The organism is Pseudothauera rhizosphaerae (assembly GCF_004801305.1).
Taxonomy (GTDB): Bacteria; Pseudomonadota; Gammaproteobacteria; order Burkholderiales; family Rhodocyclaceae; genus Pseudothauera; species Pseudothauera rhizosphaerae.
The window spans coordinates 13163-38642 of record NZ_SSOD01000001.1 but is presented as its reverse complement, the minus strand read 5'-3'; the positions used below and the strand labels follow the sequence as shown (position 1 = coordinate 38642).

General features: G+C 70.3%; 28 protein-coding genes and 1 riboswitch. Of the genes, 12 read left to right on the top strand and 16 right to left on the bottom strand.

Features of this window, described 5'->3' with window-relative positions:
- Positions 1-185 precede the first annotated feature (185 nt).
- From E6O51_RS00205 to E6O51_RS00190, 4 genes are all read right to left on the bottom strand, one after another.
- Complete coding sequence (locus E6O51_RS00205; protein ID WP_136382957.1) at positions 186-1058, bottom strand: dienelactone hydrolase family protein; 873 nt, start codon at positions 1056-1058, stop codon at positions 186-188.
- A 76-nt stretch (positions 1059-1134) separates the two neighbouring features.
- Positions 1135-1707 (bottom strand): crossover junction endodeoxyribonuclease RuvC, encoded by a 573-nt coding sequence (gene ruvC / locus E6O51_RS00200; protein WP_136382956.1) that lies wholly within the window; start codon positions 1705-1707, stop codon positions 1135-1137.
- A gap of 326 nt (positions 1708-2033) precedes the next feature.
- Entirely contained in the window at positions 2034-2915 is an 882-nt protein-coding gene (locus E6O51_RS00195) for a DMT family transporter (RefSeq protein WP_136382955.1), read from the bottom strand.
- Between the two features lie 145 nt (positions 2916-3060).
- A complete protein-coding gene (locus E6O51_RS00190; protein ID WP_136382954.1) occupies positions 3061-3786 on the bottom strand; it encodes a YebC/PmpR family DNA-binding transcriptional regulator in 726 nt (241 codons plus the stop codon).
- 122 nt (positions 3787-3908) lie between these two features.
- On the opposite strand from E6O51_RS00190, the gene E6O51_RS00185 reads away from it, so the two are divergent.
- On the top strand, positions 3909-4538 hold the full coding sequence (locus E6O51_RS00185; RefSeq protein ID WP_136382953.1) for a hypothetical protein: 630 nt from the start codon (positions 3909-3911) through the stop codon (positions 4536-4538).
- 33 nt (positions 4539-4571) lie between these two features.
- Positions 4572-6086 carry a helicase HerA-like domain-containing protein gene (locus tag E6O51_RS00180; protein ID WP_136382952.1) on the top strand — a complete coding sequence of 505 codons (1515 nt, stop codon included), beginning with the start codon at positions 4572-4574 and terminating at the stop codon, positions 6084-6086.
- 25 nt (positions 6087-6111) lie between these two features.
- Here the strand turns inward: E6O51_RS00180 and E6O51_RS00175 are convergent, their stop codons facing one another.
- Positions 6112-7968, bottom strand: coding sequence for a DUF1631 family protein (locus tag E6O51_RS00175; RefSeq protein ID WP_136382951.1), 1857 nt, complete (start codon positions 7966-7968; stop codon positions 6112-6114).
- A gap of 161 nt (positions 7969-8129) precedes the next feature.
- Here E6O51_RS00175 and E6O51_RS00170 point away from each other — a divergent pair, with 161 nt between their 5' ends.
- On the top strand, positions 8130-8993 hold the full coding sequence (locus E6O51_RS00170; protein ID WP_330997862.1) for a DMT family transporter: 864 nt from the start codon (positions 8130-8132) through the stop codon (positions 8991-8993).
- Between the two features lie 4 nt (positions 8994-8997).
- Here E6O51_RS00170 and metF read toward each other — a convergent pair whose 3' ends face one another.
- From metF to metK, 6 genes are all read right to left on the bottom strand, one after another.
- Positions 8998-9843 (bottom strand): methylenetetrahydrofolate reductase [NAD(P)H], encoded by an 846-nt coding sequence (gene metF / locus E6O51_RS00165; RefSeq protein WP_136382949.1) that lies wholly within the window; start codon positions 9841-9843, stop codon positions 8998-9000.
- Positions 9830-10657 carry a TlyA family RNA methyltransferase gene (locus E6O51_RS00160; protein WP_136382948.1) on the bottom strand — a complete coding sequence of 276 codons (828 nt, stop codon included), beginning with the start codon at positions 10655-10657 and terminating at the stop codon, positions 9830-9832. The genes metF and E6O51_RS00160 overlap by 14 nt, the downstream gene beginning before the upstream one ends.
- Complete coding sequence (locus E6O51_RS00155) at positions 10654-11097, bottom strand: type II toxin-antitoxin system VapC family toxin (RefSeq protein WP_168735134.1); 444 nt, start codon at positions 11095-11097, stop codon at positions 10654-10656. The genes E6O51_RS00160 and E6O51_RS00155 overlap by 4 nt, the downstream gene beginning before the upstream one ends.
- Positions 11098-11101: 4 nt before the next feature.
- On the bottom strand, positions 11102-11398 hold the full coding sequence (locus E6O51_RS00150; RefSeq protein WP_136382946.1) for a FitA-like ribbon-helix-helix domain-containing protein: 297 nt from the start codon (positions 11396-11398) through the stop codon (positions 11102-11104).
- A gap of 63 nt (positions 11399-11461) precedes the next feature.
- Complete coding sequence (gene ahcY / locus E6O51_RS00145) at positions 11462-12871, bottom strand: adenosylhomocysteinase (protein WP_136382945.1); 1410 nt, start codon at positions 12869-12871, stop codon at positions 11462-11464.
- Between the two features lie 75 nt (positions 12872-12946).
- Positions 12947-13012: riboswitch (S-adenosyl-L-homocysteine riboswitch) on the bottom strand.
- A gap of 65 nt (positions 13013-13077) precedes the next feature.
- A complete protein-coding gene (gene metK, locus E6O51_RS00140) occupies positions 13078-14244 on the bottom strand; it encodes a methionine adenosyltransferase (RefSeq protein WP_136382944.1) in 1167 nt (388 codons plus the stop codon).
- A 206-nt stretch (positions 14245-14450) separates the two neighbouring features.
- Between metK and E6O51_RS00135 the strand changes: the two genes are divergently transcribed.
- The 9 genes from E6O51_RS00135 to E6O51_RS00095 all read left to right on the top strand — a co-directional run bounded on the left by E6O51_RS00135 (position 14451) and on the right by E6O51_RS00095 (position 21376).
- Positions 14451-15317 carry a lysophospholipid acyltransferase family protein gene (locus E6O51_RS00135; protein ID WP_136383277.1) on the top strand — a complete coding sequence of 289 codons (867 nt, stop codon included), beginning with the start codon at positions 14451-14453 and terminating at the stop codon, positions 15315-15317.
- Between the two features lie 26 nt (positions 15318-15343).
- Entirely contained in the window at positions 15344-16237 is an 894-nt protein-coding gene (locus E6O51_RS00130) for a lysophospholipid acyltransferase family protein (protein ID WP_136382943.1), read from the top strand.
- 75 nt (positions 16238-16312) lie between these two features.
- A complete protein-coding gene (gene dapF / locus E6O51_RS00125; protein WP_136382942.1) occupies positions 16313-17146 on the top strand; it encodes a diaminopimelate epimerase in 834 nt (277 codons plus the stop codon).
- Positions 17147-17198: 52 nt separating this feature from the next.
- Positions 17199-17849: a DUF484 family protein gene (locus tag E6O51_RS00120; RefSeq protein WP_136382941.1), complete on the top strand. Its 651-nt coding sequence runs from the start codon at positions 17199-17201 to the stop codon at positions 17847-17849.
- A gap of 19 nt (positions 17850-17868) precedes the next feature.
- The gene (gene xerC / locus E6O51_RS00115; protein ID WP_136382940.1) at positions 17869-18753 is read left to right on the top strand and encodes a tyrosine recombinase XerC; all 885 of its coding nucleotides are present in this window, start codon (positions 17869-17871) and stop codon (positions 18751-18753) included.
- Positions 18754-18921: 168 nt separating this feature from the next.
- Positions 18922-19428 (top strand): helix-turn-helix domain-containing protein, encoded by a 507-nt coding sequence (locus tag E6O51_RS00110; protein WP_230976655.1) that lies wholly within the window; start codon positions 18922-18924, stop codon positions 19426-19428.
- Positions 19429-19441: 13 nt separating this feature from the next.
- Complete coding sequence (locus E6O51_RS00105) at positions 19442-19663, top strand: hypothetical protein (protein ID WP_136382938.1); 222 nt, start codon at positions 19442-19444, stop codon at positions 19661-19663.
- A 64-nt stretch (positions 19664-19727) separates the two neighbouring features.
- Positions 19728-20918 carry a class I SAM-dependent rRNA methyltransferase gene (locus E6O51_RS00100; RefSeq protein WP_136382937.1) on the top strand — a complete coding sequence of 397 codons (1191 nt, stop codon included), beginning with the start codon at positions 19728-19730 and terminating at the stop codon, positions 20916-20918.
- A 110-nt stretch (positions 20919-21028) separates the two neighbouring features.
- Complete coding sequence (locus E6O51_RS00095; RefSeq protein ID WP_136382936.1) at positions 21029-21376, top strand: DUF2249 domain-containing protein; 348 nt, start codon at positions 21029-21031, stop codon at positions 21374-21376.
- A 6-nt stretch (positions 21377-21382) separates the two neighbouring features.
- Here the strand turns inward: E6O51_RS00095 and E6O51_RS00090 are convergent, their stop codons facing one another.
- From E6O51_RS00090 to E6O51_RS00070, 5 genes are all read right to left on the bottom strand, one after another.
- On the bottom strand, positions 21383-21718 hold the full coding sequence (locus tag E6O51_RS00090) for a hypothetical protein (protein WP_136382935.1): 336 nt from the start codon (positions 21716-21718) through the stop codon (positions 21383-21385).
- A 9-nt stretch (positions 21719-21727) separates the two neighbouring features.
- Entirely contained in the window at positions 21728-22786 is a 1059-nt protein-coding gene (ruvB, locus tag E6O51_RS00085) for a Holliday junction branch migration DNA helicase RuvB (protein ID WP_136382934.1), read from the bottom strand.
- 102 nt (positions 22787-22888) lie between these two features.
- A complete protein-coding gene (locus tag E6O51_RS00080) occupies positions 22889-23710 on the bottom strand; it encodes a THxN family PEP-CTERM protein (RefSeq protein ID WP_136382933.1) in 822 nt (273 codons plus the stop codon).
- 163 nt (positions 23711-23873) lie between these two features.
- Entirely contained in the window at positions 23874-24479 is a 606-nt protein-coding gene (ruvA, locus tag E6O51_RS00075) for a Holliday junction branch migration protein RuvA (protein ID WP_136382932.1), read from the bottom strand.
- A gap of 26 nt (positions 24480-24505) precedes the next feature.
- Complete coding sequence (locus E6O51_RS00070; protein WP_136382931.1) at positions 24506-25477, bottom strand: prenyltransferase; 972 nt, start codon at positions 25475-25477, stop codon at positions 24506-24508.
- Positions 25478-25480 lie beyond the last annotated feature (3 nt).

The following is a 25480-nucleotide window of genomic DNA, read 5'->3' as shown; positions in this document are numbered from 1 at the left end:
GCCGGAGAGGGCGCTTGCCTCGGATGAGTATACGACGATATTGCACTGCAACTTTAGGGTTGCACGCACTTGTATTACGGCGCAGGCCCGTCGCCGGGCGTCGGGGCGGGCCGCGGGCGGCGCATTCCGGACGAATGTGCGGAAGGGTCCGTGGTGCGTTGCAAATACGGGGAAACGGCGGGCGTTCAGCCGAGATGGCGCGCGAACCACTCCGTGAGCCGCTTCCAGCCGTCCTCGGCCTCGGCCTTGCGGTAGCTCGGCCGGTAGTCGGCGTGGAAGGCGTGGGGCGCGTCCGGGTAGACGACGATCTCGCTCCCGCTGCCGGCCTTCTTCAGCGCCTCGCGCATCGCCTCCACGTCGGCGAGCGGGATGCCCTGGTCCTGTCCGCCGTACAGGCCGAGCACGGGCGCGTGCAGCGCGCCGGCCACGTCGATGGGATGGCGCGGGGTGTTGTCGCCCGGCGTGCCGCCGAGGCGGCCGTACCAGGCCACGCCGGCCCTCAGGGCCGGGTTGTGGGCGGCGTACAGCCAGGTGATGCGTCCGCCCCAGCAGAAGCCGGTGGTGCCCAGGCGCGCCGGATCGCCGTTCTGGCCGCCGGCCCAGGCCGCGCAGGCGTCCAGGTCCGCCAGCACCTGGGCGTCGGGCACCTTCGAGACGATGCCGGAGAGGATGTCGGGAATGTTCTCGATCCTGGACGGATCGCCCTGGCGGAAGTACAGCTCGGGGGCGATGGCGAGATAGCCCAGGTGCGCCAGCCGCCGGGCGACGTCGCGGATGTGCTCGTGTACGCCGAAGATTTCCTGCACCACGAGGACCACCGGCAGGTCGCGCTTGCCCGTGGGGCGGGCGAAATAGGCGGGCAGCGCATCGCCGCCGGAGGGAATGCCCGCCGTGCCCTGGTCCAGGCCTTCGGCCGGGGTGGCGATCACGCTCTGCGCCATCACCGGCTGCACGGCCAGCGCGAAGCCGGCGGCGCCCAGGGTGGCGACGAAGCCGCGCCGGTCGAGGTGGGCGGCGGGGAGCAGGCTGTCGAAATCGGCGGCGTCTGTGTCTTTCATCCTTGTCTCCTTGTCGTGCGGTGAAACGGCAGGGGAATGCGATCGCCCCCGAAGGGCGATGCCGATGTGGACCCGCTCAGCGCGGAAAGCGTTCGTCCAGCCCCGGAATCAGGCGGCCGCCGCGCCGCCGCGTGCCGGCGCCGGCCAGCGCCCCCAGGCCGGCGGCGCCGTGGGCGTGGCAAATGGCGCAGGCCAGCGCGTCGGCCGCATCCGGCCCGGGCGCGGCGGGCAGCGTCAGCAGGCGCTGCACCATGTGCTGCACCTGTTCCTTGCTGGCCTTGCCGTAGCCCACCACCGACTGCTTGACCTGCAGCGCGGTGTATTCGGCCACCGGCAGGTCGCAGGACACCGCGCCGCAGATCACCGCGCCGCGCGCCTGGCCCAGCAGCAGGGTGGATTGCGGATTCACGTTGACGAACACCTTTTCCACCGCCACCTGGTCGGGGGAGTAGGTCTGGATCACCTCGCGCACGCCGTCGAGCAGGGTGCGCAGCCGTCCCGGCAGTTCACCGTCCCGGGTGCGGATGGTGCCGCTCGCCACGTAGCGCAACTGGCTGCCGAGGCGGTCGATGAGGCCGAAGCCGGTGATGCGCAGGCCGGGGTCCAGCCCCAGGATGCGGGTGGCGACGGTAGTGGAGGCGGCGGTCATGCCTGCATTCTACCGAGTGCCGCACGCAGGGCGAAGAACCCGTTGGGCTGACGCGGGGAGCCCGACTCCCAAGTCATCCATGTTGGGCGTCGCTGCGCCTGTCCTGAGCGAAGTCGAAGGGCTCGGCCCAACCTGCCCGCTTGGCTGGCAAAGCCCCTCTCCCCTCGCGGGAGAGGGGTTGGGGAGAGGGGGCTGGGCCAGCCGGACCGCCATGGACTGCCTTACGCCCCTGCCGGGCGCCCCTCTCCCCAGCCCTCTCCCGCAAGGGGAGAGGGAGCGCGCAACCAAGCCGGCAACAACGTTGACATGGGCGAACCGTATTGAGGCTAGCCCCTGCGCGCCAGCCATACGCCCGCCACTGCGATGCCCATGCCGGCCAGCGCGGGCAGGGCGAGCGTCTCGCCGAACATGGCCCAGGCAATCAGGGCGGTGGTGGGCGGGGTGAGGTAGAACAGGCTCGCCACGTTCACCGCGCTGCCGCTGCGGATCAGCAGGTTGAGCAGGCTGATGGCGCCGATGGAGAGCACCAGCACCAGCCACAGCAGGGCGAAGACGAATTCCCCCTGCCAGGCTATGTGCATCGTTTCCGTGCCGGCGGCGGCCACGGCGGTGAGGGCCAGCACGGGCAGGAACTGGATCACCGAGCCCGTGCGCAGGTCGAAACGGGGGCAGAAGCGCTTCTGGTACAGGGTGCCGGCGGTGATTCCCGCCAGGGCCACCAGGGCCGGCAGCAGGGCGTGGCCCAACTCGTCCAGGTCCGCGCCGCCCGCCTTGTCGCCCACCACCAGCGCCACGCCGGCGACGCCCAGCGCCAGCCCCGCCCACTGGCGCGCGCCGACCCGCTCGCCCAGCAGCCAGCCGGCGCCCAGGGCGGTGAGCAGCGGCTGCATGCCCACCACCAGCGCGGTGACGCCCGCCGGCAGGCCGCGGGAGATGGCGATGAACACGCCGCCCAGGTAGAAGGCATGCAGCAGCACGCCGGAGACGCCGATGTGGAAGGCCTCCCGCGGCGTGCGGGGCCACGGTGCGCGGGTTGCCAGGGCGAGGGCCAGCATCAGGGCGATCACCAGCACGTAGCGGGCGCACAGGAAGGTGAGCGGCTCGGCATAGGGCAGGCCGAACTTGGCGCCGATGAAGCCGGTGCTCCACAGCAGCACGAAGAGCGGCGGCACGAAGAGGGTCGTCAGGGCGGTGCGGGGCGGGTTCATGGGCGCATGGTGCCGGGCGGGGCACACCGGCAGAAAGGCACAGCTTGGAGCGAATCCACAGGTACAGCTTGCGCCGCGGAAGGCGGAAACGGAGCGGGCCGCAAGCTGCGGCCCGTTTCCCGGATGCGCTGGTACGGCAGGGGGCTCAGTCTTCGAGCACCGCCGACGTATACACCTCCTGCACGTCGTCCAGCCCTTCCAGCGCGTCGAGCAGCTTCTGCATGCGCGCGGCATCGTCGCCGGCAAGCTCGGTCTCGTTCTGCGGCTTCATCGTCACCTCGCCGAACTCGGCGGTGAAGCCGGCGCCTTCCAGCGCTTCCTTGACCGCGGTGAATTCCCATGGGCCGGAGATGACTTCGATGGAGCCGTCGTCGTTGGTGACCACGTCCTCGGCACCGGCTTCCAGGGCCGCTTCCATCAGCGCGTCCTCATTGGTGCCGGGGGCGAACATCAGCACACCGCAGTGCTTGAACTGGAAGGCCACGCAGCCGTCGGTGCCCATGTTGCCGCCGTACTTGGAGAAGGCGTGGCGCACGTCGGCCACGGTGCGGGTCTTGTTGTCGGTGAGGCAGTCCACCATCACCGCCGCGCCGCCGATGCCGTAGCCTTCGTAGCGCGCTTCCTCGTAGGTCACGCCTTCGAGCTGGCCGGTGCCGCGCTTGATGGCGTTCTCGATGTTGTCCTTGGGCATGGACTCGCCCCTGGCCTTGTCGATGGCCAGTCGCAGGCGCGGGTTGGCGTTCGCGTCACCGCCGCCCATCCGGGCGGCGACGGTGATTTCCTTGATCAGCTTGGTGAAGACCTTGCCGCGCTTGGCGTCCTGACGCCCCTTGCGGTGCTGGATGTTGGCCCACTTGGAATGACCCGCCATGGAATGCCCTCGATGCTGCCGGTTGATATGGAGAGGCGGGCATTATACAGGGGCGCCCCCATGCCCGGACAGCCGCGCGCCGGTGGTATGCTCGCCGGGTTCGCAAACCAGGGACCGTGTCCATGTCCGTTCGATTCGCAAGCCTCCTCTTCGTCCTGTTCGCCGCCTTCGTACCGCAGGCCTTCGCGCAGGAGGTCATCTCCTTCCACGGTTGTACCGACGCAAAGGGCCAACCGGTGGTCTCGGTGGCCGATCCGGCTGCCCCGCTGGTGGCCGGCAGCGGCGAGGACGCAGGCCGCCCGGCGATCCGCTACAACCCCACGCTGCTGCCCGAACTCCCGCAGGCCGTGCGGCTTTTCTTCTTCGCCCACGAATGCGCGCGCCACAACCTGGGCCTGCCGCTCACGCGTACCCTGTCCGCCGAAGAGGCGCAGCGCGCCGACTGCTGGGGGCTGGACAGCCTGACGCGTTCCGGCCTGCTGCGGGGCGAGGCCGCCGTGGCGGCGCTGCAGGCGGACCTGCGCTTCACCCCCGAGCAATGGGCGGTGCTGCCCGGCCCCCAGCGCGCCTTCGACCTGCCGGCCTGCCGGGCGCGCACCGGCAACCGCCTGCGCCTGGACGTGGCGCCGACCGCCGAGCAGGACAACTGGAACACCTGCGTGCGCGTGTGCGGCGAGACCCTGCGCGCCTGCCGGGGCGCGGCCTGCAACAAGGACTACGATAGTTGTGTGGCCCGCTGCGGCGGGAACTGAACGCAGCGCGCCAACCCCATCGAGGAGCCCACCATGGCCGAGCCCCTGCCCATCGCCCGCGCGGGCGACAAGACCCTCCACCTGCTGCCGCGCATGGCCAACCGCCACGGCCTGATCACCGGAGCCACCGGCACCGGCAAGACGGTGACGCTGCAGAAGCTGGCGGAAAGCTTCGCTTCCATCGGCGTGCCGGTGTTCCTGGCCGACGTGAAGGGGGACCTCTCCGGCATCGGCGCGGCCGGTGTCGCGTCCGAGAAGCTGATGCAGCGCTTGGCGGCGATCGGCATCCACGAGTTCGCGCCCGTCGCCAACACGGCGGTGTTCTGGGACGTGTTCGGCAAGGACGGCCACCCGGTGCGGGCCACCATCTCCGACATGGGGCCGCTGCTGCTGGCGCGCTTGCTCAACCTCAACGACACCCAGACCGGCGTGCTGCAACTGGTGTTCAAGATCGCCGACGACAACGGCCTGCTGCTGCTGGACCTCAAGGACCTGCGCGCCATGGTCCAGTACGTGGGGGAGAACGCCAAGACCTTCACCACCGAATACGGCAACGTCTCCGCGGCCTCCATCGGCGCCATCCAGCGCAACTTGCTGGCCCTGGAGGAGCAGGGCGGCGACGTGTTCTTCGGCGAGCCCATGCTGGACATCGCCGACCTGATGCAGACCGATGCCGCCGGGCGCGGCGTCATCAACGTGCTCGCCGCCGACCGCCTGTACCAGTCGCCCAAGCTCTATTCCACCTTCCTGCTGTGGATGCTGGCCGAACTCTTCGAGCAGCTCCCCGAAGTGGGCGACCCGGACAAGCCCAAGCTGGTGTTCTTCTTCGACGAAGCCCACCTGCTGTTCAACGATGCCCCCAAGGCGCTCATCGAGAAGATCGAGCAGGTGGTGCGCCTGATCCGCTCCAAGGGCGTGGGCGTGTATTTCGTCACCCAGAATCCCATGGACGTGCCGGAAACGGTGCTCGGCCAGCTCGGCAACCGGGTGCAGCACGCCCTGCGCGCCTTCACCCCGCGCGACCAGAAGGCGGTCAAGACCGCCGCCGAGACCATGCGCGCCAATCCGGCCTTCGACGCCGCCACGGCCATCACCGAACTGGGCGTGGGCGAGGCGCTGGTGTCCTTCCTGGACGACAAGGGTCGGCCCGAGGTCGTGGAGCGCGGCTTCGTGGTCGCCCCCGGCTCGCGCCTCGGCCCGCTGACGGCCGACGAGCGCGCGGCGGCGATCCGCGCCTCGGTGGTGTACGGCCATTACGAAAAGGTGCTGGACCGGGAGTCCGCCTACGAGCGCCTGCGTACCCAGGCCGAAGCGGCTGCCGAGGCCGCGCCGCAGCCGAAAGCCGCCCGCGGCGGCACGGCGGCCCAGCCGGCGCCGGAAGGCGGCGGCCTGAACGATATCCTGTTCGGCTCCACCGGGCCGCGCGGCGGCAAGCGCGACGGCCTGGTGCAGATCGCCGCCAAGACGGTGACCCGCAGCATAGGCAGTTCGCTGGGACGCCAGATCGTGCGCGGCCTGCTGGGTTCGCTGCTGGGCGCCAAGCGCTGACGGCGCTGGACAGCGCTGGAAATATCTAGGCGCCCAGTGCCGCCAGCGCCTCGCGCGCGGCACGGTCCACCAGGGCGCCGCCGTCGAGCAGGCGGCAGGCTGCGCGCGCAGCCAGCTCGCCGAGGGCGCGGCGCGTGGCCACCAGCACCTGCGGGCCGTCCGGCGTGGCGATGATGACCAGGCGCTGCGTGGCGCCGCTCCACACGATGCAGCCGCGCAACGCGCCGCCGTCGGGCAGATCCACTTCCACCCAGCTTCCCGGTCCTGCCGTCGCCGCGGCATGGTGGCCGATGGCGGTGGCGGCGTAGCCGCCGTGATGCAGGATGCGCAGGCCGTGGGCGCCCACGGGGGCGCTGAGTGCGGCTTGTTCCGGGGCCGGCGGCGGGTAGTGGGGCAGGTCGGTACCGGCCAGCAGGGCGCCGTGCAGTTCCAGGCAGGGGGCCAGTGCGGCTTCGCGCGCCGCCTCGTCCAGGCCGAGCGCGGCCAGCCCCTGACTCAGCTCGCGCACCAAGGCCGGCAGGCCCTCCAGCCAGCGCTTGCGGCCATGCGGTTCCAGCGGCGGATGGGCACTGCGCGCCAGGCGGTCGGCCAGGCCCGCGCAGGTCTGCCATTGGGGGTGGCCCTCGCCGTAGTTGTAGTGCACGCGGGCGAGCAGCGGCAGCCAGTGGAGGGCGAGGAAGCTGCGCACCGAGCCGTGCGTGTCCACGCTGAACAGCCGGTTGATCAAATGGGTGGCCTGGATCAGCGAATGCTCGCGCCGTTCGGCCCGTTCGGCGATCGGTACGGCGGCCTGGGCGAGGGCTTCGGCCTCGGCGCGGCGTTCGTCGGCAACGGCCTCCGCGGCTGCGAGCGCCGTCCCGTAGCCGGCGATCGAGGTCTCGTCGCCGGCGAGCAGGGTGCCGGTGGCGGCATCCAGCGCCCGGCAGGCCGGATGCTCGGCCGTGCATGCGGGCCCCAGCGTGAGGCCGATGGTGGCCGTCACGTCGAGCAGGCGGCGGGCGGGGTGCCGGGGGTCGCTCAGCAGGGCGTCGTCGGCCAGCACCAGGCGCTGCAGCGGGGTCTGCAGGCGCGACAGCACGGCCAGCACCGGCGGGGCGATTTCCTTGTGCTCACGCAGCGCCTCGAACACCCGTTCCACGGTTTGCGCCGCTGCCTGGGCGTCCAGCATGCGCAGGTGCAGTTCGCCGAGGCCGCCCGCGGGGGCGGCCATGCCGTGTTCGGCGGGCGAAGGGGGGGGCGGTTCGGGGGGAAGCTCGGGGGGCGGTTCAGCGGCGGCCGGCGGCGGTGCGGGACGTGGTGCCGGTCGCGTGCGTTCCGTTTGCCGCGGCGCGATGCCGGCGGCTTCGAGCACGCCGTTCAGTTCGCCGTAGAGTCCGTTCAGCGTGCGTGCCAGCGGTTCGGCGCAGCGTTCCAGGAAGCGCAGGCGTTGGTCGGGGTCGAAGCCGGCGGCGTCGGACAGGGCGCGCAGCGCGCTGCAGACCGCCTCGGGGCCGACCGGCGTCTGCTCGGCGGCCGCCTCGCGCTGGTCGAGCAGGGTCATGTAGCGCAGGTGCAGGCGGGTGAGTTCGGCGCCGCAGCGTTCGCGCAGGCGGCGTGCGAGGGCGGTGAGTTCGAGGGTGAATTCCAGGTCTTCTTCATGCACCAGGCTGATCCGCGAGGCGGTCAGCCCGTGCGCCTGCTCGAAGCCGCGGCGGTCGTGCAGGCCGGCCAGTTCGTCGTGGCAGCGGCCGGCGGCGGCGGCGAAGCGCGCGATCCAGTCATCCTGGTCGAGGCCCATGTTGCGGGCGAAATCCGTCAGCCTGTCGAGTAGCGCCGCCCTGCAGCGATCGCGCAGCCGGGTCTGCAGCGGCGCGCGGCTCTCGAGGGAGGTTGTATCGTTCATCTCGGCCTCCGGGGCAGGGCGAATGCGCAATTATGCCGCTAAAGCGAACGGACTGCCCAAGTTGGTGCGCGCGGCGCGGGATTTGTCGGATGCGGCGCATGGTGGCTTAATGCCCGGTTTCGGTGGAGGGTGGCATGGGGCAGGGTGGGAGCCGCGTCGGCTTGCTGTTCGCATTAGCCGGGGCGGTGGGCTTCTCGTTCAAGGCCATCCTGGTCAAGCTGGCCTACCGCTACGGCGTGGACGCCGAAACCCTGCTCGCGCTGCGCATGGTGTTCGCGCTGCCCTTCTTCCTGGCCATGGGCGTGGCGGCCGGCCACCGCACGGCGCGGCGCCTGGACGGGCGCGACTGGCTGTGGATGGCCGGGCTGGGCTTCGTCGGCTACTACCTGGCGAGCTATCTCGACTTCCTCGGCCTGAACTACATCAGCGCCGGGCTGGAGCGCCTGATCCTGTTCCTCTATCCGACGCTGGTGATCGTGCTGTCGGCGCTTTTCCTGGGCAAGCCCGTCACCCGGCGGGCGGTGGCGGCGCTGGGGCTGTGCTATCTCGGCATCGCGCTGGCGCTGGGGCACGACCTGAAGATCGCCGGCGAGGCCGGCACGGTGCTGCTGGGTTCGGTGCTGGTGTTCGGCAGCGCGCTGGCCTATGCGCTCTACCTGATGGGCAACGGGGAGGTGGTGGGGCGGCTGGGGTCGATGCGGGTCACCGCGCTGGCCACCAGCTTCGCCTGCCTGTTCTGCATCGCCCAGTTCCTGCTGCTGCGCCCGGTAGCTGCGCTGGCGCAGCCGTGGCCGGTGTACGGCCTGAGCCTGGCGATGGCGCTGTTCTCCACCGTGGCGCCGGTGTGGCTGGTGTCCGAGGCGATCCGCCGCCTGGGGGCCGGCCCGGTGTCCCTGACCGGCACGCTGGGGCCGGTGATCACCATCTTCCTCGGCTGGCTGCTGCTGGACGAGACCCTGGGCGCCAGCCAGATCGCCGGCGCCGCGCTGGTCATCGGGGGCGTGCTGGTGATGGCGCGGCGCTGAGGTTTCAGGCGGCCTGCGGGCCGAGGCCCAGGCGCCCGCAGATTGCCAGCGTCAGGTCGGCCTGGTTCATGGAATAGAAATGCAGGCCGGGCGCGCCCGCGTCCAGGAGGCGCTGGCACAGCTCGGTCACCACGTCCAGGCCGAACTCGCGGATGGAGGCCGAGTCGTCGCCGAAGCTCTCGAACTTGCGCCGCATCCAGCGCGGGATCTCGGCGCCGCAGGCGTCCGAGAAGCGCGCCAGCTTGCTGAAGCTGGCGATGGGCATGATGCCCGGCACGACGGGCACGTCCACGCCCAGCGCGCGCGCTTCGTCCACGAAGTGCAGGTAGGCGTCCAGGTTGTAGAAGTACTGGGTGATGGCCGAATCCGCGCCGGCCTCGACCTTGCGCCGGAAGGCGAGCAGGTCGTCGCGCGGGCTCTTCGCCTGCGGGTGCCATTCCGGATAGGCGGCCACCTCGATGTGGAAGCGGCGGCCGGTTTCGGCACGGATGAATTCCACCAGTTCGTTGGCGTAGCGGAACTCCCCCGGCGTGCCCACGCCCGAGGGCAGGTCGCCGCGCAGCGCGACGATGCGGCGGATGCCGGCATCCGCGTACTGCTGCAGGATGGCGCGCAACTGCTCGCGGGTGGAACCGATGCAGGACAGGTGCGGCGCGGCCTCGTGCCCGGCGGCGGCGATCTCCTGCACGGTGGCGAAGGTGCGCTCGCGGGTGGAGCCGCCGGCGCCGTAGGTCACCGAGAAGAAGGCGGGCTCCAGCACGGCCAGGCGCTCGCGCACGGCGCGCAGCTTCTCCGCCCCGTCCGGGGTCTGGGGCGGGAAGAATTCGATGGAAAGTTCAGTCTTGGGCATGTCGCATCCAGAGGAAGAATTCGCGGTTGCCGTCGCCGCCGGCGATGGGGGAATCGTACCAGCCGCATACCGCCAGTCCGGCCGCGGCCGCGGCGGCGCGCAGTTTGTCTTCCACCTCGCGGTAGAGGGCGGCGTCGCGCACGATGCCGCCCTTGCCCAGCCCCTGCGGGCCGACCTCGAACTGGGGCTTGACCAGCGCCAGGATGTCGCCGCCGGTGGCGAGCAGCGCCGGCCATTGTGGAAACAGCAGCGCGAGCGAGATGAAGCTGGCGTCGCAGACGATGAGGCCGAAGCCGCCGGGCGGAAAATGCCCGCCCAGGGCCACCGCGCTCAGGTGGCGGGCATTGATGCCTTCCAGCGTGACGCAGCGCGGGTCGTCCGCGAGGCGGGGATGAATCTGGCCGTGGCCGACCTCGACACCCACTACGCGGGCGGCGCCGGCCTGCAGCAGGCAGTCGGTGAAGCCGCCGGTGGACTGGCCCACGTCCAGGCAGGTACGGCCGGTCGGCTCCAGCCCGCTGGCCGCCAGCGCGCCGGCGAGCTTCCGCCCGCCGCGGGAGACGAAGCGGTCGGCCTCGTCCGCCGCCACCGCGAGCACCGCCGATTCGGGCAGTTCCTGCGCCGGCTTGGTCACCGGGGCACCGTCGGCGCTGACCCGTCCGGCTTCGATCAGTGCCCGCGCCGCGGTGCGCGAGGGGGCCAGGCCCTGCTGCACCAGCAACTGGTCGGCTCGCGGCAGGTCCCGGTGGACCGGCGCGGCCGCCAGGGGGCGCTCCGTGGCCGGACGGCTGCTGCGGCGGTGGAAGGATTTCATGGCCGATCGCCCCGCAGATGCGCCTGCGCGGCGCGGCCCAGGCGCTGGTCGAAGGTGGCGAGCGGCGCACCCAGGACGTCGGCGAGCCAGAGGTAGGCCGCGTCGTAAACGGTGAGGCGGTAGCGCCGGGCGAGTTCGAGCAGGGCCAGCGGCTCGGTCGCGTGGCGATTCAGGTCGAGGCTGGCGTAGTCCTGCAGGCCCAGGCGCGCGGATTCCGGCGCGCCGGCCGTGGCTTTCTTGGCGGCCACGCTGGCGATCTCGAAATCCAGCAGCCAGGGCGCGTGCAGGCTGCGGCCGTTCAGGTGCTCGGCCGCGAGGGGGCGCTCGGGCTCGTCGAACAGCAGGGCCGCGAGCACGCTGCAATCGACCACCAGCGGCGGTTCGACCACATAGCGCGCCAGGTTCTCGGCGACGATGAGCGGCGCGGGATCGGCGGACATGGCGTCAGCGGCCGTCGCGCTCGGCCCGCAGGATGTCCACCGCGCGCGGGCTGCCGGCCAGTGGCGCGGGATAGCGCGCACGGTGTTCCTCGGCGATCTGCATGATCGTCTTGCGGCCGGTCCGCGGCGCGTGGACATCCGCGGGCGCCACCGCCGCCGCGTCCCTGGTGGCGGGCGTTTCGACGGCCTGCTCGATGATGGCCATCAGCTCGCCCTGAAGGGAACGGTGATTGAGCGCGGCACGCAGGCGCAGGCGCTCGGCGAGCGCTTCGGGCACGTTCTTGATCGAAAGGTGGGGCATGGCATGTCTCCACAATGGTTCCATTGCGGAACCATTGTGGAGTCGTTCGTGCGCGGGAGTCAATCAGTAGCGGTAGTGCTCGGCCTTGTACGGCCCTTCCACCGGCACGCCGATGTATTCGGCCTGTTCCGGGGTCAGCGTGGTGAGCTCGGCGCCGATCTTCTTCAGGTGCAGGCGGGCGACCATCTCGTCCAGCTTCTTGGGCAGCACGTAGACGCCGACTGGATAATCGGCGGTCTTGGTGAACAGCTCGATCTGCGCCAGGGTCTGGTTGGCGAAGGAGTTGCTCATCACGAAGCTGGGGTGGCCGGTGGCGCAGCCGAGGTTCACCAGGCGGCCCTCGGCCAGCAGGATGATGCGGCGGCCGTCCGGGAAGATGATGTGATCCACCTGCGGCTTGATGTTCTCCCACTGGTACTGGCGCAGGCTGGCGACCTCGATTTCCGAGTCGAAGTGGCCGATGTTGCAGACGATGGCGTTGTTCTTCATCGCCGCGAGGTGCGCGTGGGTGATGACGCTCACGTTGCCGGTGGTGGTGACGAAGATGTCGCCCAGCGCGGCGGCGGTGCCCATGGTCACGACGCGGTAGCCTTCCATCGCCGCTTGCAGCGCGCAGATCGGGTCGATTTCGGTGATCCACACGGTCGCGCCCAGCCCGCGCAGCGACTGCGCGCAGCCCTTGCCCACGTCGCCGTAGCCCAGCACCACGGCGATCTTGCCGGCGATCATCACGTCGGTGGCGCGCTTGATGCCGTCGACCAGCGATTCGCGGCAGCCGTAGAGGTTGTCGAACTTGGACTTGGTGACGGAATCGTTGACGTTGATCGCCGGGAACTTCAGTTCGCCCCGGGCGTGCATCTGGTACAGGCGGTGCACGCCGGTGGTGGTTTCCTCGGTGACGCCCTTGACCTGTGCGAGCCGGGTCGAGTACCAGACCGGATCCTGCGCGAGCTTGGCGCGGATCGCGGCGAACAGCACCACGGCTTCCTCGCTGTCCGGCTTGTCGAGCACCGAGATGTCCTGCTCGGCGCGGGCGCCCAGATGCAGCAGCAGCGTGGCGTCGCCGCCGTCGTCGAGGATCATGTTGGAGTAGCCGCCATCGGGCCACTCGAAGATGCGGTGGGTGTAGTCCCAGTAGTCTTCCAGCGATTCGCCCTTGACCGCGAACACCGGCACGCCCTCTGCGGCGATGGCCGCGGCGGCGTGGTCCTGGGTGGAGAAGATGTTGCACGAGGCCCAGCGCACCTGGGCGCCGAGCGCGGTCAGCGTCTCGATCAGCACCGCGGTCTGGATGGTCATGTGCAGCGAGCCGGTGATGCGCGCGCCCTTCAGGGGCTGGCTGGCGGCGTATTCCTCGCGGATCGCCATCAGGCCGGGCATTTCGGTTTCGGCGATGCGGATTTCCTTGCGCCCCCACTCGGCGAGCGAGAGGTCGGCAACGACGTAATCCTTGAGATCAGCCACAGAGTTCATGTCGTAATCCTTGAACGTGTGGCCGGGAGGGGGTGCTGCGGTGGTCTCACCTCGCTACCCCGTGCCCGGCACGGGTTAAGGTGAGCGCGGTTCTGAAAGGACCGAGCCTGGGACGGATGTCTCGCAGCGCTCCTCGGTTGGGGCGGATTATAGCCGCAAGCGGCGCGGGACGTCTCGCCCCGCGCCGCGGACCGTCCGCCGAAGGCTCAGAGCCCGGCGGCGGCCCTGAGGGCGGCTGCCTTGTCCGTCTGCTCCCAGGTGAATTCCGGCTCGTCGCGGCCGAAGTGGCCGTAGGCAGCGGTCTTGGAGTAGATCGGGCGCAGCAGGTCGAGCGTCTGGATGATGGCCTTGGGGCGCAGATCGAAGTGGGCGCGGATCAGTTCGACGATCTTCTCGTCGCTGACCTTGCCGGTGCCGAAGGTGTTCACCATCAGGCTCACCGGTTTGGCCACGCCGATGGCGTAGGCAACCTGCACCTCGCACTTGTCCGCGAGGCCGGCGGCGACCACGTTCTTGGCCACGTAGCGGCCGGCGTAGGCGGCCGAGCGGTCCACCTTGGAGGGGTCCTTGCCGGAGAACGCGCCGCCGCCGTGGTGGGCCGCGCCGCCGTAGGTGTCGACGATGATCTTGCGCCCGGTCAGGCCGCAGTCGCCGTGCGGGCCGCCGATGACGAAGCGGCCGGTGGGGTTGATGAGATAACGCACCTCGCCGCGGATCAGTTCCTTGGGCAGCACCGGCTTGATGATCTCCTCGATCACCGCCTCCGTGATCTGGGCGTGGGAGACTTCCGGGTTGTGCTGGGTAGACACCACCACGGTGTCCACCGCCACCGGCTTGCCGTCCACGTACTTCACCGTGAGCTGGCTCTTGGCGTCCGGGCGCAGCCAGGGCAAGCGCCCGTCCTTGCGCACCTCGGCCTGGCGCTGCATGATGCGGTGCGCATAGTAGATGGGCAGCGGCATCAGGCTGGGGGTCTCGTTGGTGGCGAAGCCGAACATCAGACCCTGGTCGCCGGCGCCCTGGTCCAGATCCAGCCCTTCGCCTTCGTTCACGCCCTGGGCGATGTCGGAGGACTGGCGGTTGATGGCCGCCAGCACCGCGCAGCTCTTGTAGTCGAAGCCGATGTCGGAGTTGTCGTAGCCGATGCGGCGCACCACGTCCTGGGCGATCTCGCGGTAGTTGGGGTGGGCGGTGGTGGTGATTTCACCGGAGATGACCACCAGGCCGGTGGACACCAGCGTCTCGCAGGCCACGCGCGCCTTGGGGTCGTCGGCCAGGATGGCGTCGAGCACGCCGTCGGAGATCTGATCGGCGACCTTGTCCGGGTGGCCTTCCGAGACCGATTCGGAGGTGAAGAGGAATTCGTTGGACATGCTGCTGCTCCTGCAAAGGAAAATCCCCGGGCTTCTGGCGTTGCAGCCGGCTCCGGGGATTTCACGAGCAGCTGACGCTTTAGCAGTATTTCTGTACCGGTGTCCCGGCGGCCGCCCTGCAAGTTGTCGTATTAACTCGGCGGCTGGGCGATAATTATAAGCTTTGAGTCCAGGCGGTCAAACTCGTCCGCTCGTCGCCCGTGTTCATGCACTTCCTGTTCCGCGTCCTGTCCCGCCTGCCTTTGCGCTGGCTGCACCTCCTCGGCGGATGGGCCGGGTGGCTGGTCCTGCGCTGCGATGCGAGCTACCGCCGCCGCCTGCGGGCCAACCTGGCGCGGGCCGTGGGCCGCGACGACCCCGCGCTGATCGGCGAGGCCGCGCGCGAAGCTGGCCGCCAGGCGCTGGAACTGCCCTGGGTATGGTTGCGTCCGGCCGCCGAGGTGGTGGCCGCCGTACATCGCGTGGAAGGCTGGGAACTGGCCGAGGCGGCGCTGGCCGAAGGGCGCGGTCTGCTGTTCCTGACTCCGCATCTCGGCTGCTTCGAGATCACCGCCCAGTTCATCGCCAGCCGTACGCCGATCACCGTGCTGTATCGCCCGCCGCGCAAGGCCGTGCTGCAGCCGCTGATGGAGGCCGGGCGCGCGCGCGGGCAGATGCGTACGGCGCCGGCCGACCTGTCCGGCGTGCGCAAGCTGGTCAAGACCCTGCGCAGCCGCGAGGCGGTGGGCATGCTGCCCGACCAGGCGCCCGGCGTCGGCGAAGGCGTGTGGGCACCGTTCTTCGGCCGTCCGGCATGGACCATGACGCTGGCTGCGCGCCTGGCCGAAGTCCGCGACGTGGCGGTGATCTACGTGTGGGCCGAGCGCCTGCCGCGGGGCGAAGGCTACGTGCTGCGCTTCAGCGAGGGGAACGAAGCGCTCGCCGGAACGCCGGAGGAACGCTGTGCCGCCATCAACCGCGACATCGAGCGGCTCATCCTGGCCTGCCCGGCGCAATACCTGTGGGGCTACGACCGCTACAAGCGCCCCAAGGGCGTGTCGGCGCCGGATGTCCCGGCCGCGGAGGAAGCATGAGCAGGCGCAAGCGCAGGAAACGCGACATGAGCGCAATCGGGCGGCTGGCGAGCCACGCGGGCGTGGCCGGGCTGTGGCTGCTGCACTGGTTGCCGCTGCCGGTGCTCGCGGCGCTGGGGGTCGCCCTGGGCGAACTGCTGTTCCGTTTCGCCGGTGAGCGCCGCCACGTGGTGCTGACCAATCTGCGGCTGTGCTTCCCGGCGCTCGACGACGCCGCGCGCCGGGCGTTGGCGCGTCGCCATTTCCACGCCCTGGGGCGCAGTCTGCTCGAACGCAGCCTGCTGTGGTGGGCACCACAGGCGCTGCTGCAGCGCCTAGTGCGCTTGGACGGTGCCGAACGCATGCGCAGCCTGCTGGATGCCGGCAGGCCGGTGATCATGCTGGCGCCCCACTTCATCGGTCTGGACATGGGCGGCTCGCGCATCGCCATGGACTTCGACTCCGTGAGCATCTACGCCCGGCAGCGCAACCCGGTCTTCGACCGCTGGTTCCTGCACGGGCGCAGCCGCTTCGGCGACCAGCAACTGCTTGCCCGCGAGGACGGCGCGCGCCCCACGGTCAAGGCGATGAAGGCGGGGCGGCCGTTCTACTACCTGCCGGACATGGACTACCGCGGCCGGGATTCCATCTTCGTGCCCTTCTTCGGCGTGCCCGCGGCCACCATCACCGGCCTGCCTCGTCTGGCGCGCCTGGCCGGCGCGGCCGTGGTGCCGGTCCTCACCCGCATGCTGCCCGGCGGGCAGGGCTATGTGGTGGAGTTCGGCGAAGCGTGGGCGGATTTCCCGTCGGGGGACGTGGAAGCCGACACCCTGCGCATGAACCGCTGGATCGAAGACGCGGTGCGCAGCATGCCCGAGCAGTACTACTGGGTGCACCGCCGCTTCAAGACCCGCCCGCCGGGCGAACCGCGCCCTTACTGAGTGGAGCGCGCCGGTGGACGCGGCGCAGCCGCTGGAGGAGAATTCCCGGTCGGACTTTCCCCGGATGCCCCCTTCATGCGACTGCGCTTCACCAAGATGCACGGCCTCGGCAACGACTTCGTGGTCATCGACGCCACCCGCGCGCCGGTCGAACTGACCCCGGAGCGGGTGCGGGCGATCGCCGACCGCCATTTCGGCGTGGGCTGCGACCAGTTGCTGGTGGTGGAGCCGCCGAGCGGCGCCGGGGTCGATTTCCGCTACCGCATCTTCAACGCCGACGGCGGCGAGGTGGAGCAGTGCGGCAACGGCGCGCGCTGCTTCGTGCGCTTCGTGCATGAGAAGGGCCTGACGGACAAGCGCGAGATCCGCGTCGAGACCCGCTCCGGCATCATCGCCCCGCGCCTGGAGGGCAACGGCCTGGTCACCGTGGACATGGGCGTGCCGGTGCTGGAGCCGGCGCGCATTCCCTTCGTGTCGGACTCCGGCGCGGTGGTTCAGCCCCTCGACGTGGGCGGCACGGCGGTGCCCATCACCGCGGTGTCCATGGGCAACCCCCACGCGGTGCAGGTAGTGGCAGACGTGGATACCGCCCCGGTCGCCGCGCAGGGGCCGCTGATCGAAAACCACGCGCGCTTCCCCGCGCGGGTCAACGCCGGTTTCATGCAGGTGGTGTCCCCTTCCCACATCCGCCTGCGCGTCTACGAGCGCGGCGCGGGCGAGACGCTGGCCTGCGGCACCGGCGCCTGTACCGCGGTGGTGGCCGGCATCCTGCGCGGCCTGCTGCAATCGCCGGTGCGCGTGGAGACGCGCGGCGGCGAACTGGAGATCGCCTGGGCCGGGCCGGGCACGCCGGTCATGATGACCGGGCCAGCCGTCACGGTTTTCGAGGGCGAGCTGGAAGTCGCCTGAACCCAACATCCCCCGCGCCGCGAGGCGCCATGCCCCGCAGGAGCCGATTCCGATGAACCCCGAAGACGTCGCCAGCTACCTCAAGCAGCACCCGGACTTTCTCGCCCAGCACGGCGATCTGTTCGCCGAACTCACCGTGCCCCATCCCCACGGTGGACAGGCCATCTCGCTGGCCGAGCGGCAGTTGCATGCCCTGCGCGACAAGATCCGCCAGCTCGAAGGCAAGCTCGCCGAACTGATCAGTTTCGGCGAGGAGAACGACGAGATTGGCGAGAAGGTGCACCGCTTCAGCCTCGCCCTGCTCGAAGCCCCCGACTACGAGACCCTGCGCCACGCCGTCTTCCACAACATGCGCGAGGATTTCGCCGTGCCGCGGGTGGCGCTGCGCATCTGGAACAGCGTGATCACCCACGACGACGAGGATTTCGCCGAAGTCAGCGAGGCCGCGCGCTTCTACGCCGGCGACCTGCACCAGCCCTATTGCGGCGCGCCCGGCAACATCGAGGTGGTGGGCTGGTTCGGCGAGGCCGCGCCCCACGTGCGTTCGGTGGCGCTGGTGCCCCTGCGCCGCGGCGCCCAGGTGTTCGGCCTGCTCGTGCTCGGCAGCGAGGAGCCGGAACGCTTCTACGCCGGCATGGGCACGCTCTACCTGGGGCGCATCGGCGACTTGGTGTCCACCGCGCTGCTCCGCCAGCTCGGCTGAGCGGCGGGCGGGGCAGCGCGTGTCCGACTGCGTCGAGGCCTATCTCGGCTGGCTCGCCAGCCAGCGCCGCGCCGCACGCCTGACGCTGGAAAACTACCGCCGCGACCTGGAAGCGCTGCAGCGCCTGGCCGGCGACCGCACGTTGGAAACTCTGGCCCAGCACGACATCCGCCGCTTCGTCGCCCGCCTGCACGGGGAGGGGCTGGGCGGGCGCTCCATCGCGCGCCGGCTGTCGGCCTGGCGCGGCCTGTTCCGCTGGCTGGTGCGCCAGCGCGGGCTCGCCGCCAACCCGGCCGAGGGCGTGCGTGCGCCGCGTGCCCCCAAGACCCTGCCCAAGGCCCTGTCGCCCGACCAGGCCCAGGCCCTGCTCGACGCCGAGCCGGACGCGGGCGAACTGATGGTCCGCGACCGGGCGATGTTCGAACTGTTCTATTCCTCCGGCCTGCGCCTGGCGGAGCTGGCCGCGCTGGATGCCGCCATCGCCGCCGATCTGGACGAAGGCCTGCTCACCGTGACCGGCAAGCGCAACAAGACGCGCAGCGTGCCGGTCGGCAGCAAGGCGGTGGCCGCGCTGCGCGAGTGGCTGGCGCTGCGCCCCGCCGTGGCCGCAGCGGACGAACCGGCACTCTTCGTCAGCCGACGCGGCGGGCGGCTCAGCCCCGGCGCGATCCGTTCGCGCCTGGCGCGCTGGGCGCAGGACTGCGGCCTGGGCGTGCATGTGCATCCCCACATGCTGCGCCACAGCTTCGCCAGCCACATGCTGCAGTCCAGCGGCGATTTGCGCGCGGTGCAGGAACTGCTGGGGCATGCCAGCATCCAGAGCACGCAGGTCTATACCCATCTGGATTTCCAGCATCTGGCGAAAGTCTACGACGCAGCCCACCCGCGGGCGCGCAAGCGCTGAGTGCTTAGGACGTGCAGCCGGCCGCGGCATGTTCTATCTTTCATAAAGCGCCCCATTTTGGGGATTGAAAATCAAGCGATGCTTATGGCGGTACGGTATTCTCGCTGCAAGTAACGAAAACAGTGCTAGCCGGGAGGCCCCGTATACGGGGCGAGGAAGCGAAGCAAAATGACAACGGCAGTGACCCCGACAGGCCGCGCAGACGGCGATGCAGAAGAGGCAGCCCGGCACGAGACGCAGCGCACCCTGCGCTCCGTGGCGCTGCTGCTGGCGCGCTACCAGGTGCGCAACCTCAAGCGCACCTTCGACGAGTTCGAACGCGACATTCTGCTTCCCATCCTGCTCGGCGAGATCGCCCTGCACAATCTCGGCGAACGCGAGAACGGCCTGGAATTCGTCGAGCGCATGCCGGACCCGGACGACGACGCCCCCTGCGACACCCGCAGCCTGCGCCCCTGCAATGCCTATTCGATCGCGGCCGCCACCGGCCTGCCGCGCGAGACGGTCCGCCGCAAGATCGGGCGGCTGATCGAGCTGGGCTGGATCAACCGTCGCCACAACGGCCACCTCTACGTCAGTTCCGACGCCCTGGCCAAGTTCGGCGAACTGCTCTGTTCGCGCGAACTGCCGGAACTGCTGGCCATCGCCGATCGCGCACGCCGCCTGATGAAGTGACGGGATCCGCGCCATGGAGCCGCGGGCCCGCCGCATCGTGCAGATTCTCGAGAGCGAGATTCTCGCCATCTGCGCGGATGCCGGTTTCGATTGCGCCGACTTCGACGGCCTGTTCGACCGCCTGGAACGCCACGACGAGTCCACGCGGAACCTGTCCGCCCCGGTGGTCGAAGCGCTGCGCAGCCTGCTGAGCCTGCGCCGCGACATGCTGGCGATCCACATCCGCCGCGCCTGAACGTGGCCGGCCGCCGCGCAAGGCGGTAGACTCTGCGGCCTTTCCCCTCCCGCGCATACCCCCAATGGCCCGACTCGTTCTCAAGCCCGGCAAGGAGCGTTCGCTGCTGCGCCGCCATCCGTGGATCTTCGCCGGTTCGGTGGCGGAACTCGACGGCCGCGCCCGGCCCGGCGACACGGTGGAGGTCGCCGCTGCCGACGGACGGCTGCTGGCGAAGGCCGCCTGGTCGCCGGAATCGCAGATCCGTGCGCGGGTGTGGAGCTTCGACTCCGATGCCACCATCGACCACGCCTTCTTCAAGCGCAAGGTGGCCGAAGCCGTGGCGCGCCGCGCCGCCCATCCGCTGCTCGCGGGGCAGGCGGGGCTGCGCCTGATCCACGGCGAATCCGACGGCCTGCCGGGCGTCATCGCCGACCGCTACGGCGCAGTCGTCGTGCTGCAACTGACCAGTGCCGGCGCCGACAAGTGGCGTGCGGCCATCGTCGGCGCGTTGGTGCAGGCCACCGGCTGCGCCGCGGTGTACGAGCGCTCGGATTCGGACGTGCGCGGGCTGGAAGGCCTGCCGCCGGTGGCCGGTTGCGTGCATGGCGAACTGCCCGCCGGGGCGCTCACCATAGCGGAGAACGGCGTCGTCATGGAGGTGGACGTGGTCGGCGGGCACAAGACCGGCTTCTACCTGGACCAGCGCGACAATCGCCTGCTCACCGGGCGGCTGGCTGCCGGGCGGCGGGTGCTCAACTGCTTCTGCTACACCGGCGGCTTCTCGCTGCAGGCGCTGGCCGGCGGCGCGGCCTCGGTGCTGTCCATCGACTCCTCCGGCCCCGCGCTCGCCATCGCGCAGCGCAACCTCGCGCACAACCCCGGGCTCGACGCCAGCCGCGCCGAATGGCGCGAGGACGACGTGTTCCAGGCCCTGCGCGCGCTGCGCGCCGAGGGACGCAAGTTCGACCTGATCGTGCTCGACCCGCCCAAGTTCGCGCCCTCGGCCGCCCACGCGGAACGCGCCGCGCGCGCCTACAAGGACATCAACCTGCTGGGTTTCCGCCTGCTCGACCCGGGCGGCATCCTGATGACCTACTCCTGCTCGGGCGGGATCGGCCTGGAGCTGTTCCAGAAGATCGTCGCCGGGGCGGCCATCGACGCCGGCGTGGATGCACGCATCATCCACCGCCTGGCCGCCGCAGCCGACCATCCGGTGGGGCTGGCCGTGCCCGAAGGCGAATACCTGAAAGGACTGGCCTGCCAGGTCGGTTAGGGCCTGGGGATTCTTGTTCTGCCTCAAGGCGGGCGGCCCGTCCGCTGCCTAGGATGCCCTTCAGTGGCCCCTCGCGGGCCGCGCACCCCAGACCCCCGGAGAGAGCATCCATGAGCGAACTGCCCCTGTTCAACGATTCCGTCTTCCCCTTCGACGCGCGCGGCGTGGCCAAGCGCTTCCGCCACGCGGCCATCTTCGGCGCACTGGAAGCGCTGATGGACGGCGAAACCATGCGCTTCGTCAACGACCATGATCCGCTGCCGCTGCTCAACCAGATCCGCCAGCGCTACGGCGACCAGGTGGGCATGGAGTACGTCGCCCGCGAACCGGAGCGGGTGGTGATCGATCTTTCCATCTGCCTCAGTGCGCGCGAGAAGAAAGCCGCGCCGGAGACGGCACCGGTCGCCGGCGGTTGCGGCGGCGGAGGCGGCGGGGGCTGCGGCTGCTCGGGCGGTTGAGGCTTCTTACTGCGGGCTGCGGTGATGCGGGCTCGGACCCGGTTCACCGGCGTGGAAAGCGGTGCCGATCAGCACGAGGCTCGCCAGCAGCAGCAGGAAGTAGCGCCACTGCCAGGCCGGTGACGGCGGCTTGCCGCTGCCGCGCCCGGCGTGGCGCGCGACGCCCAGGCCCAGTGCGGCGAGCAGCAGCAGGGCCGCGCCCAGCAGACGCGAGGACAGGCCGCTGAAATGGACGCCGTGGGAGGGGTCGTACCGGGCCGGCATGAAGAACTCCGGCCCGCCGAGCAGCCAGGCGCCGCCCAGCAGGCACAGCACGATGACGGAGGCGAGGAAGCTGCGCATGGCGCCGGCTCAGCCGGCGTCGGGCCACAGTTCGCCGCTGGCCGCCCGCCCCGGCGGCGTGAGGCCGAAGTGGCGCCAGATCGTGGCGGTGGCCATGCGCCCGCGCGGCGTGCGCTGCAGATAGCCCTGCTGGATCAGATAGGGTTCCAGCACGTCCTCAATGGTGTCGGAGGATTCGCCCACCGAGGCGGCCAGGTTGTCCAGCCCCACCGGGCCGCCGCCGAACTTCTCCAGCATCGCGCCCAGCAGTTTGCGGTCCATGATGTCCAGGCCCAGGTGGTCCACGTCCAGCATGGTCAGTGCGGCATCGGCCACGGTCGCGGTAATGCGCCCGCCGGCCTTCACTTCCGCGTAGTCGCGCACGCGGCGCAGCAGGCGGTTGGCGATGCGCGGCGTGCCGCGCGCGCGGCGGGCGATCTCGAAGGCGCCCGCGTCCTCGATGTCCACGTTGAGGAGTCCCGCCGAGCGGCCGACGATGTAGCCCAGTTCCTCGGGCGTGTAGAACTCCAGCCGCGAGACGATGCCGAAGCGGTCGCGCAGCGGGTTGGTCAGCATGCCCGCGCGGGTGGTGGCACCCACCAGCGTGAACGGGGGCAGGTCGAGCTTGACCGAGCGGGCCGCCGGGCCTTCGCCGATCATGATGTCGATCTGGAAGTCCTCCAGCGCCGGGTAGAGGATTTCCTCCACCACCGGCGACAGGCGGTGGATTTCGTCGATGAACAGCACGTCGTGGGGTTCGAGGTTGGTCAGCAGCGCGGCCAGATCCCCGGCGCGCTCCAGCACCGGGCCGGAGGTCTGGCGCAGGTTTACGCCCATCTCGGCGGCGACGATGTGGGCCAGCGTGGTCTTGCCCAGCCCGGGCGGGCCGAACAGCAGCACGTGGTCCAGCGCCTCGCTGCGCCCGCGTGCGGCCTGGATGAAGATTTCCAGTTGCTCGCGGATCTTCTGCTGGCCCACGTAGTCGGCCAGGCGCTTGGGGCGTAGCGCGCGCTCGATGGCGTCTTCCTGGCGGTCCTCCGCCTGCGGGGAAATGAGGCGCGGGGCGGCCAGCTTGTCGGTTTCGATCATGCGCAGAAGTTTAGCCGATGGCGGGCACCAAGTCCGCCCGCGGCGCAGGCAAAAAAACGGGGAGCCGAAGCTCCCCGAACTTTGCACGGAGGGTGCAGATGCTCAGGCTTGGCGCTTGCGCAACAGGCCCAGACCCGCGAGGCCGATGCCGAGCAGCGCGAGGGCGCCGGGTTCGGGCACGCCCAGGGGTGCGGTGGAAATCGTGAACCCGAAGGCCAGGGTGGTGTTCAGGCCTTCCTCGGTCTGGAAGCCGATGCAGCCCGCAGGGGCGCCGGCTGCCGCGCAGCTCGCGGCCGGCAGTACGCTGAGCACTTCGCCGTCGAGCGGGAAGATGTTGACGAAGTAGGTGACGACGCCGTCGCCGTCGCCCGCGTCATACTGGAACGATTGGTTCAGCAGGCCCGAAACCAGGATGAAAATGTCGTCGCAGTTGCTGTCCGACGGAAAGCCACAGTTGCCTTGGTTGGGCGTTTCGGCGAAGACGATGTCGAACAGGGTGGTCTGTGTCGGCAGCGCCCCACCGGCGGGGTTGGTCGGCGTCAACGTTACGGCGGCACGCAGGGTCGCCTCCGTGAGGGTATTGCCGGTGATGGGTTGGTTGAAGTGGGTCAGCGAGGTACTGAACCCCAGATAGGGGGGTAGCGTCGGCGGTGCGCCGCCGCCGATGTACGTGTCGACGGAGCCGCTGAAATCCGGGTTGTTGATCACCAGAGAGCTTTCGGCGGCGTTGCCCCATGAAATGCTCGTGGCACCGGGGGCCGGTGCGGTGCTGGTGCTACCGCCGACAGTCCAACTGACGAAACCGCTGTCGATGTCGTAACCCCAGGAAACGACCGCGGCCTGGGCACTGCCGGCCAGCAGCGCGGCGGAGGCGAACAGGCTGCCCAGCAGGGTCTTGCCGCGGGGAGTTGTGGTGCTGAACATGATCGTTCTCCTGTCTTCAAGCGCAGGGCTAACTGCTTGCTCCAATCGAGCATCAGCCGTGCCAGACTATTGAAGTTCAGGAAAAACAACGTGTTGCGAGCTTTGCGCAAGCAGCGGCGTGTGGAAGTGTAAAGTGCGGCGACAGGCCCTGCGGTCCGGACGCTCAGGCCTTCGACAACTGCCTGAGGGCGAGCCGGATGCCCTCCGACACACCGACCTCCTGGTCCAGCCCCTTCATCGCACCCAGCGCCTCGCGCTCGTTGTAGCCCAGCGCCAGCAGCGCGTTGAGGATGTCGCTCTTCGCGTCGGCCGGCAGAGCGGCCCCCGGTGTGGCGGCGAGCCGGGCGCCGGCCAGCGTGGGCAAGGCCTGGCCGAGCTTGTCGCGCAGTTCCAGCAGCAGGCGTTCGGCGGTCTTCTTGCCGATGCCGGGCACCTTCACCAGGCGGCCGGCTTCCTGCAGCGCCACGGCCTGGGCCAGGTCGCTCACCGACAGGCCGGAGAGCACGGCCAGGGCGGTGCGTGCGCCGATGCCGGACACCTTCAGCAATTGGCGGAAGGCGGCGCGCTCCTCCTGGGTGGCGAAACCATAGAGGAGGTGGCCGTCCTCGCGGATGGCGAGGTGCGTGTGCAGGGTCACCGGCTGGCCGGTGGCGGGCAGGCCGTAGAAGGTGCTCATGGGCACGTCCACCTCGTAGCCGACGCCGTGCACGTCGACGAGGATCTGGGGCGGGTTCTTTTCCAGCAGGATGCCGGCGAGTCGTCCGATCATGAGGGGGTCCGGTGGGTGGAAGGCGGTCAGCCGGTGGTCGGCCAGGGGGCGAAGGCCAGTGCGGCGGCGAGGACGAGTCCGTGCAGGCAGGCCGCGGCGATGGTCTGCCGGATGGGGGCGCCGAGGGCTTGCGGCGCCTCGGCGTCGGCGAGCAGGCCGCGCGCGGCGTGGAAGGAAATCACCAGCGTCAGCGCCGCGGCGGCGGCTTTCTGGGGCAGCAGGTTGCGCTCGACCATCAGCACGAGCCAGATGTAGGCCAGCAGCGCGATCACCAGATACCCCCACTTGGCCGCCTGCGGTCCCAGGCGCACGACCAGCGTGCGTTTGCCCGCTGCGGCGTCGCCGGCGTGGTCGGGGAACTGGTTGATGTAGAGCAGGTTGGCCACCAGCAGCGCGTAGGACAGTCCGGCTACGAAGGGCAGCACGCTGAAGGCGCCGCGCTGCACGTAGTCGCTGCCCGCCACCACCAGCAGCCAGGCCGCGACGATGCACGGTTCGCCCAGCCCGCGGCCGACCAGGTGGAGCGGCGGCGCGGAATAGGCCCAGGCCACCAGCAGGCCGGCGGCGCCGATCGCGAGCAGGCCGGGGCCGGACACCCACGCCAGCCACAAGCCGCCGAGGGCCGCCGCGGCGAGCAGGCCATAGCCCAGTTGCGCGGTCTGGCGGGCGCTCAGCACGCCGTTCTGGATGAAGCGGCTGCCGCCGGTGTAGGGGAACAGCCGCCCGTCGTTGAGGGCGTCGGCGCGGCGGTCGTGGTAGTCGTTGATGACGTTGCCGCCGGCGTGGGCGAGCAGGGCCAGCAGGACGGTGGCGACCGCAGTCAACGGGTCCAGCGCCACGCCGCTGCCGTGGGCGACTGCCAGGCCGAGCAGGCAGGCGACCAGGGTGACCGACAGGAAGGCCGGGCGGGTGGCCGCGAAGGCGCGGGCGAGCGGATTGCGGAAGCGCGCGGGGGTCGGTTCGGCTGCTGCTGCAGGGGCCTGGGAAGGGGCGGTCACGGC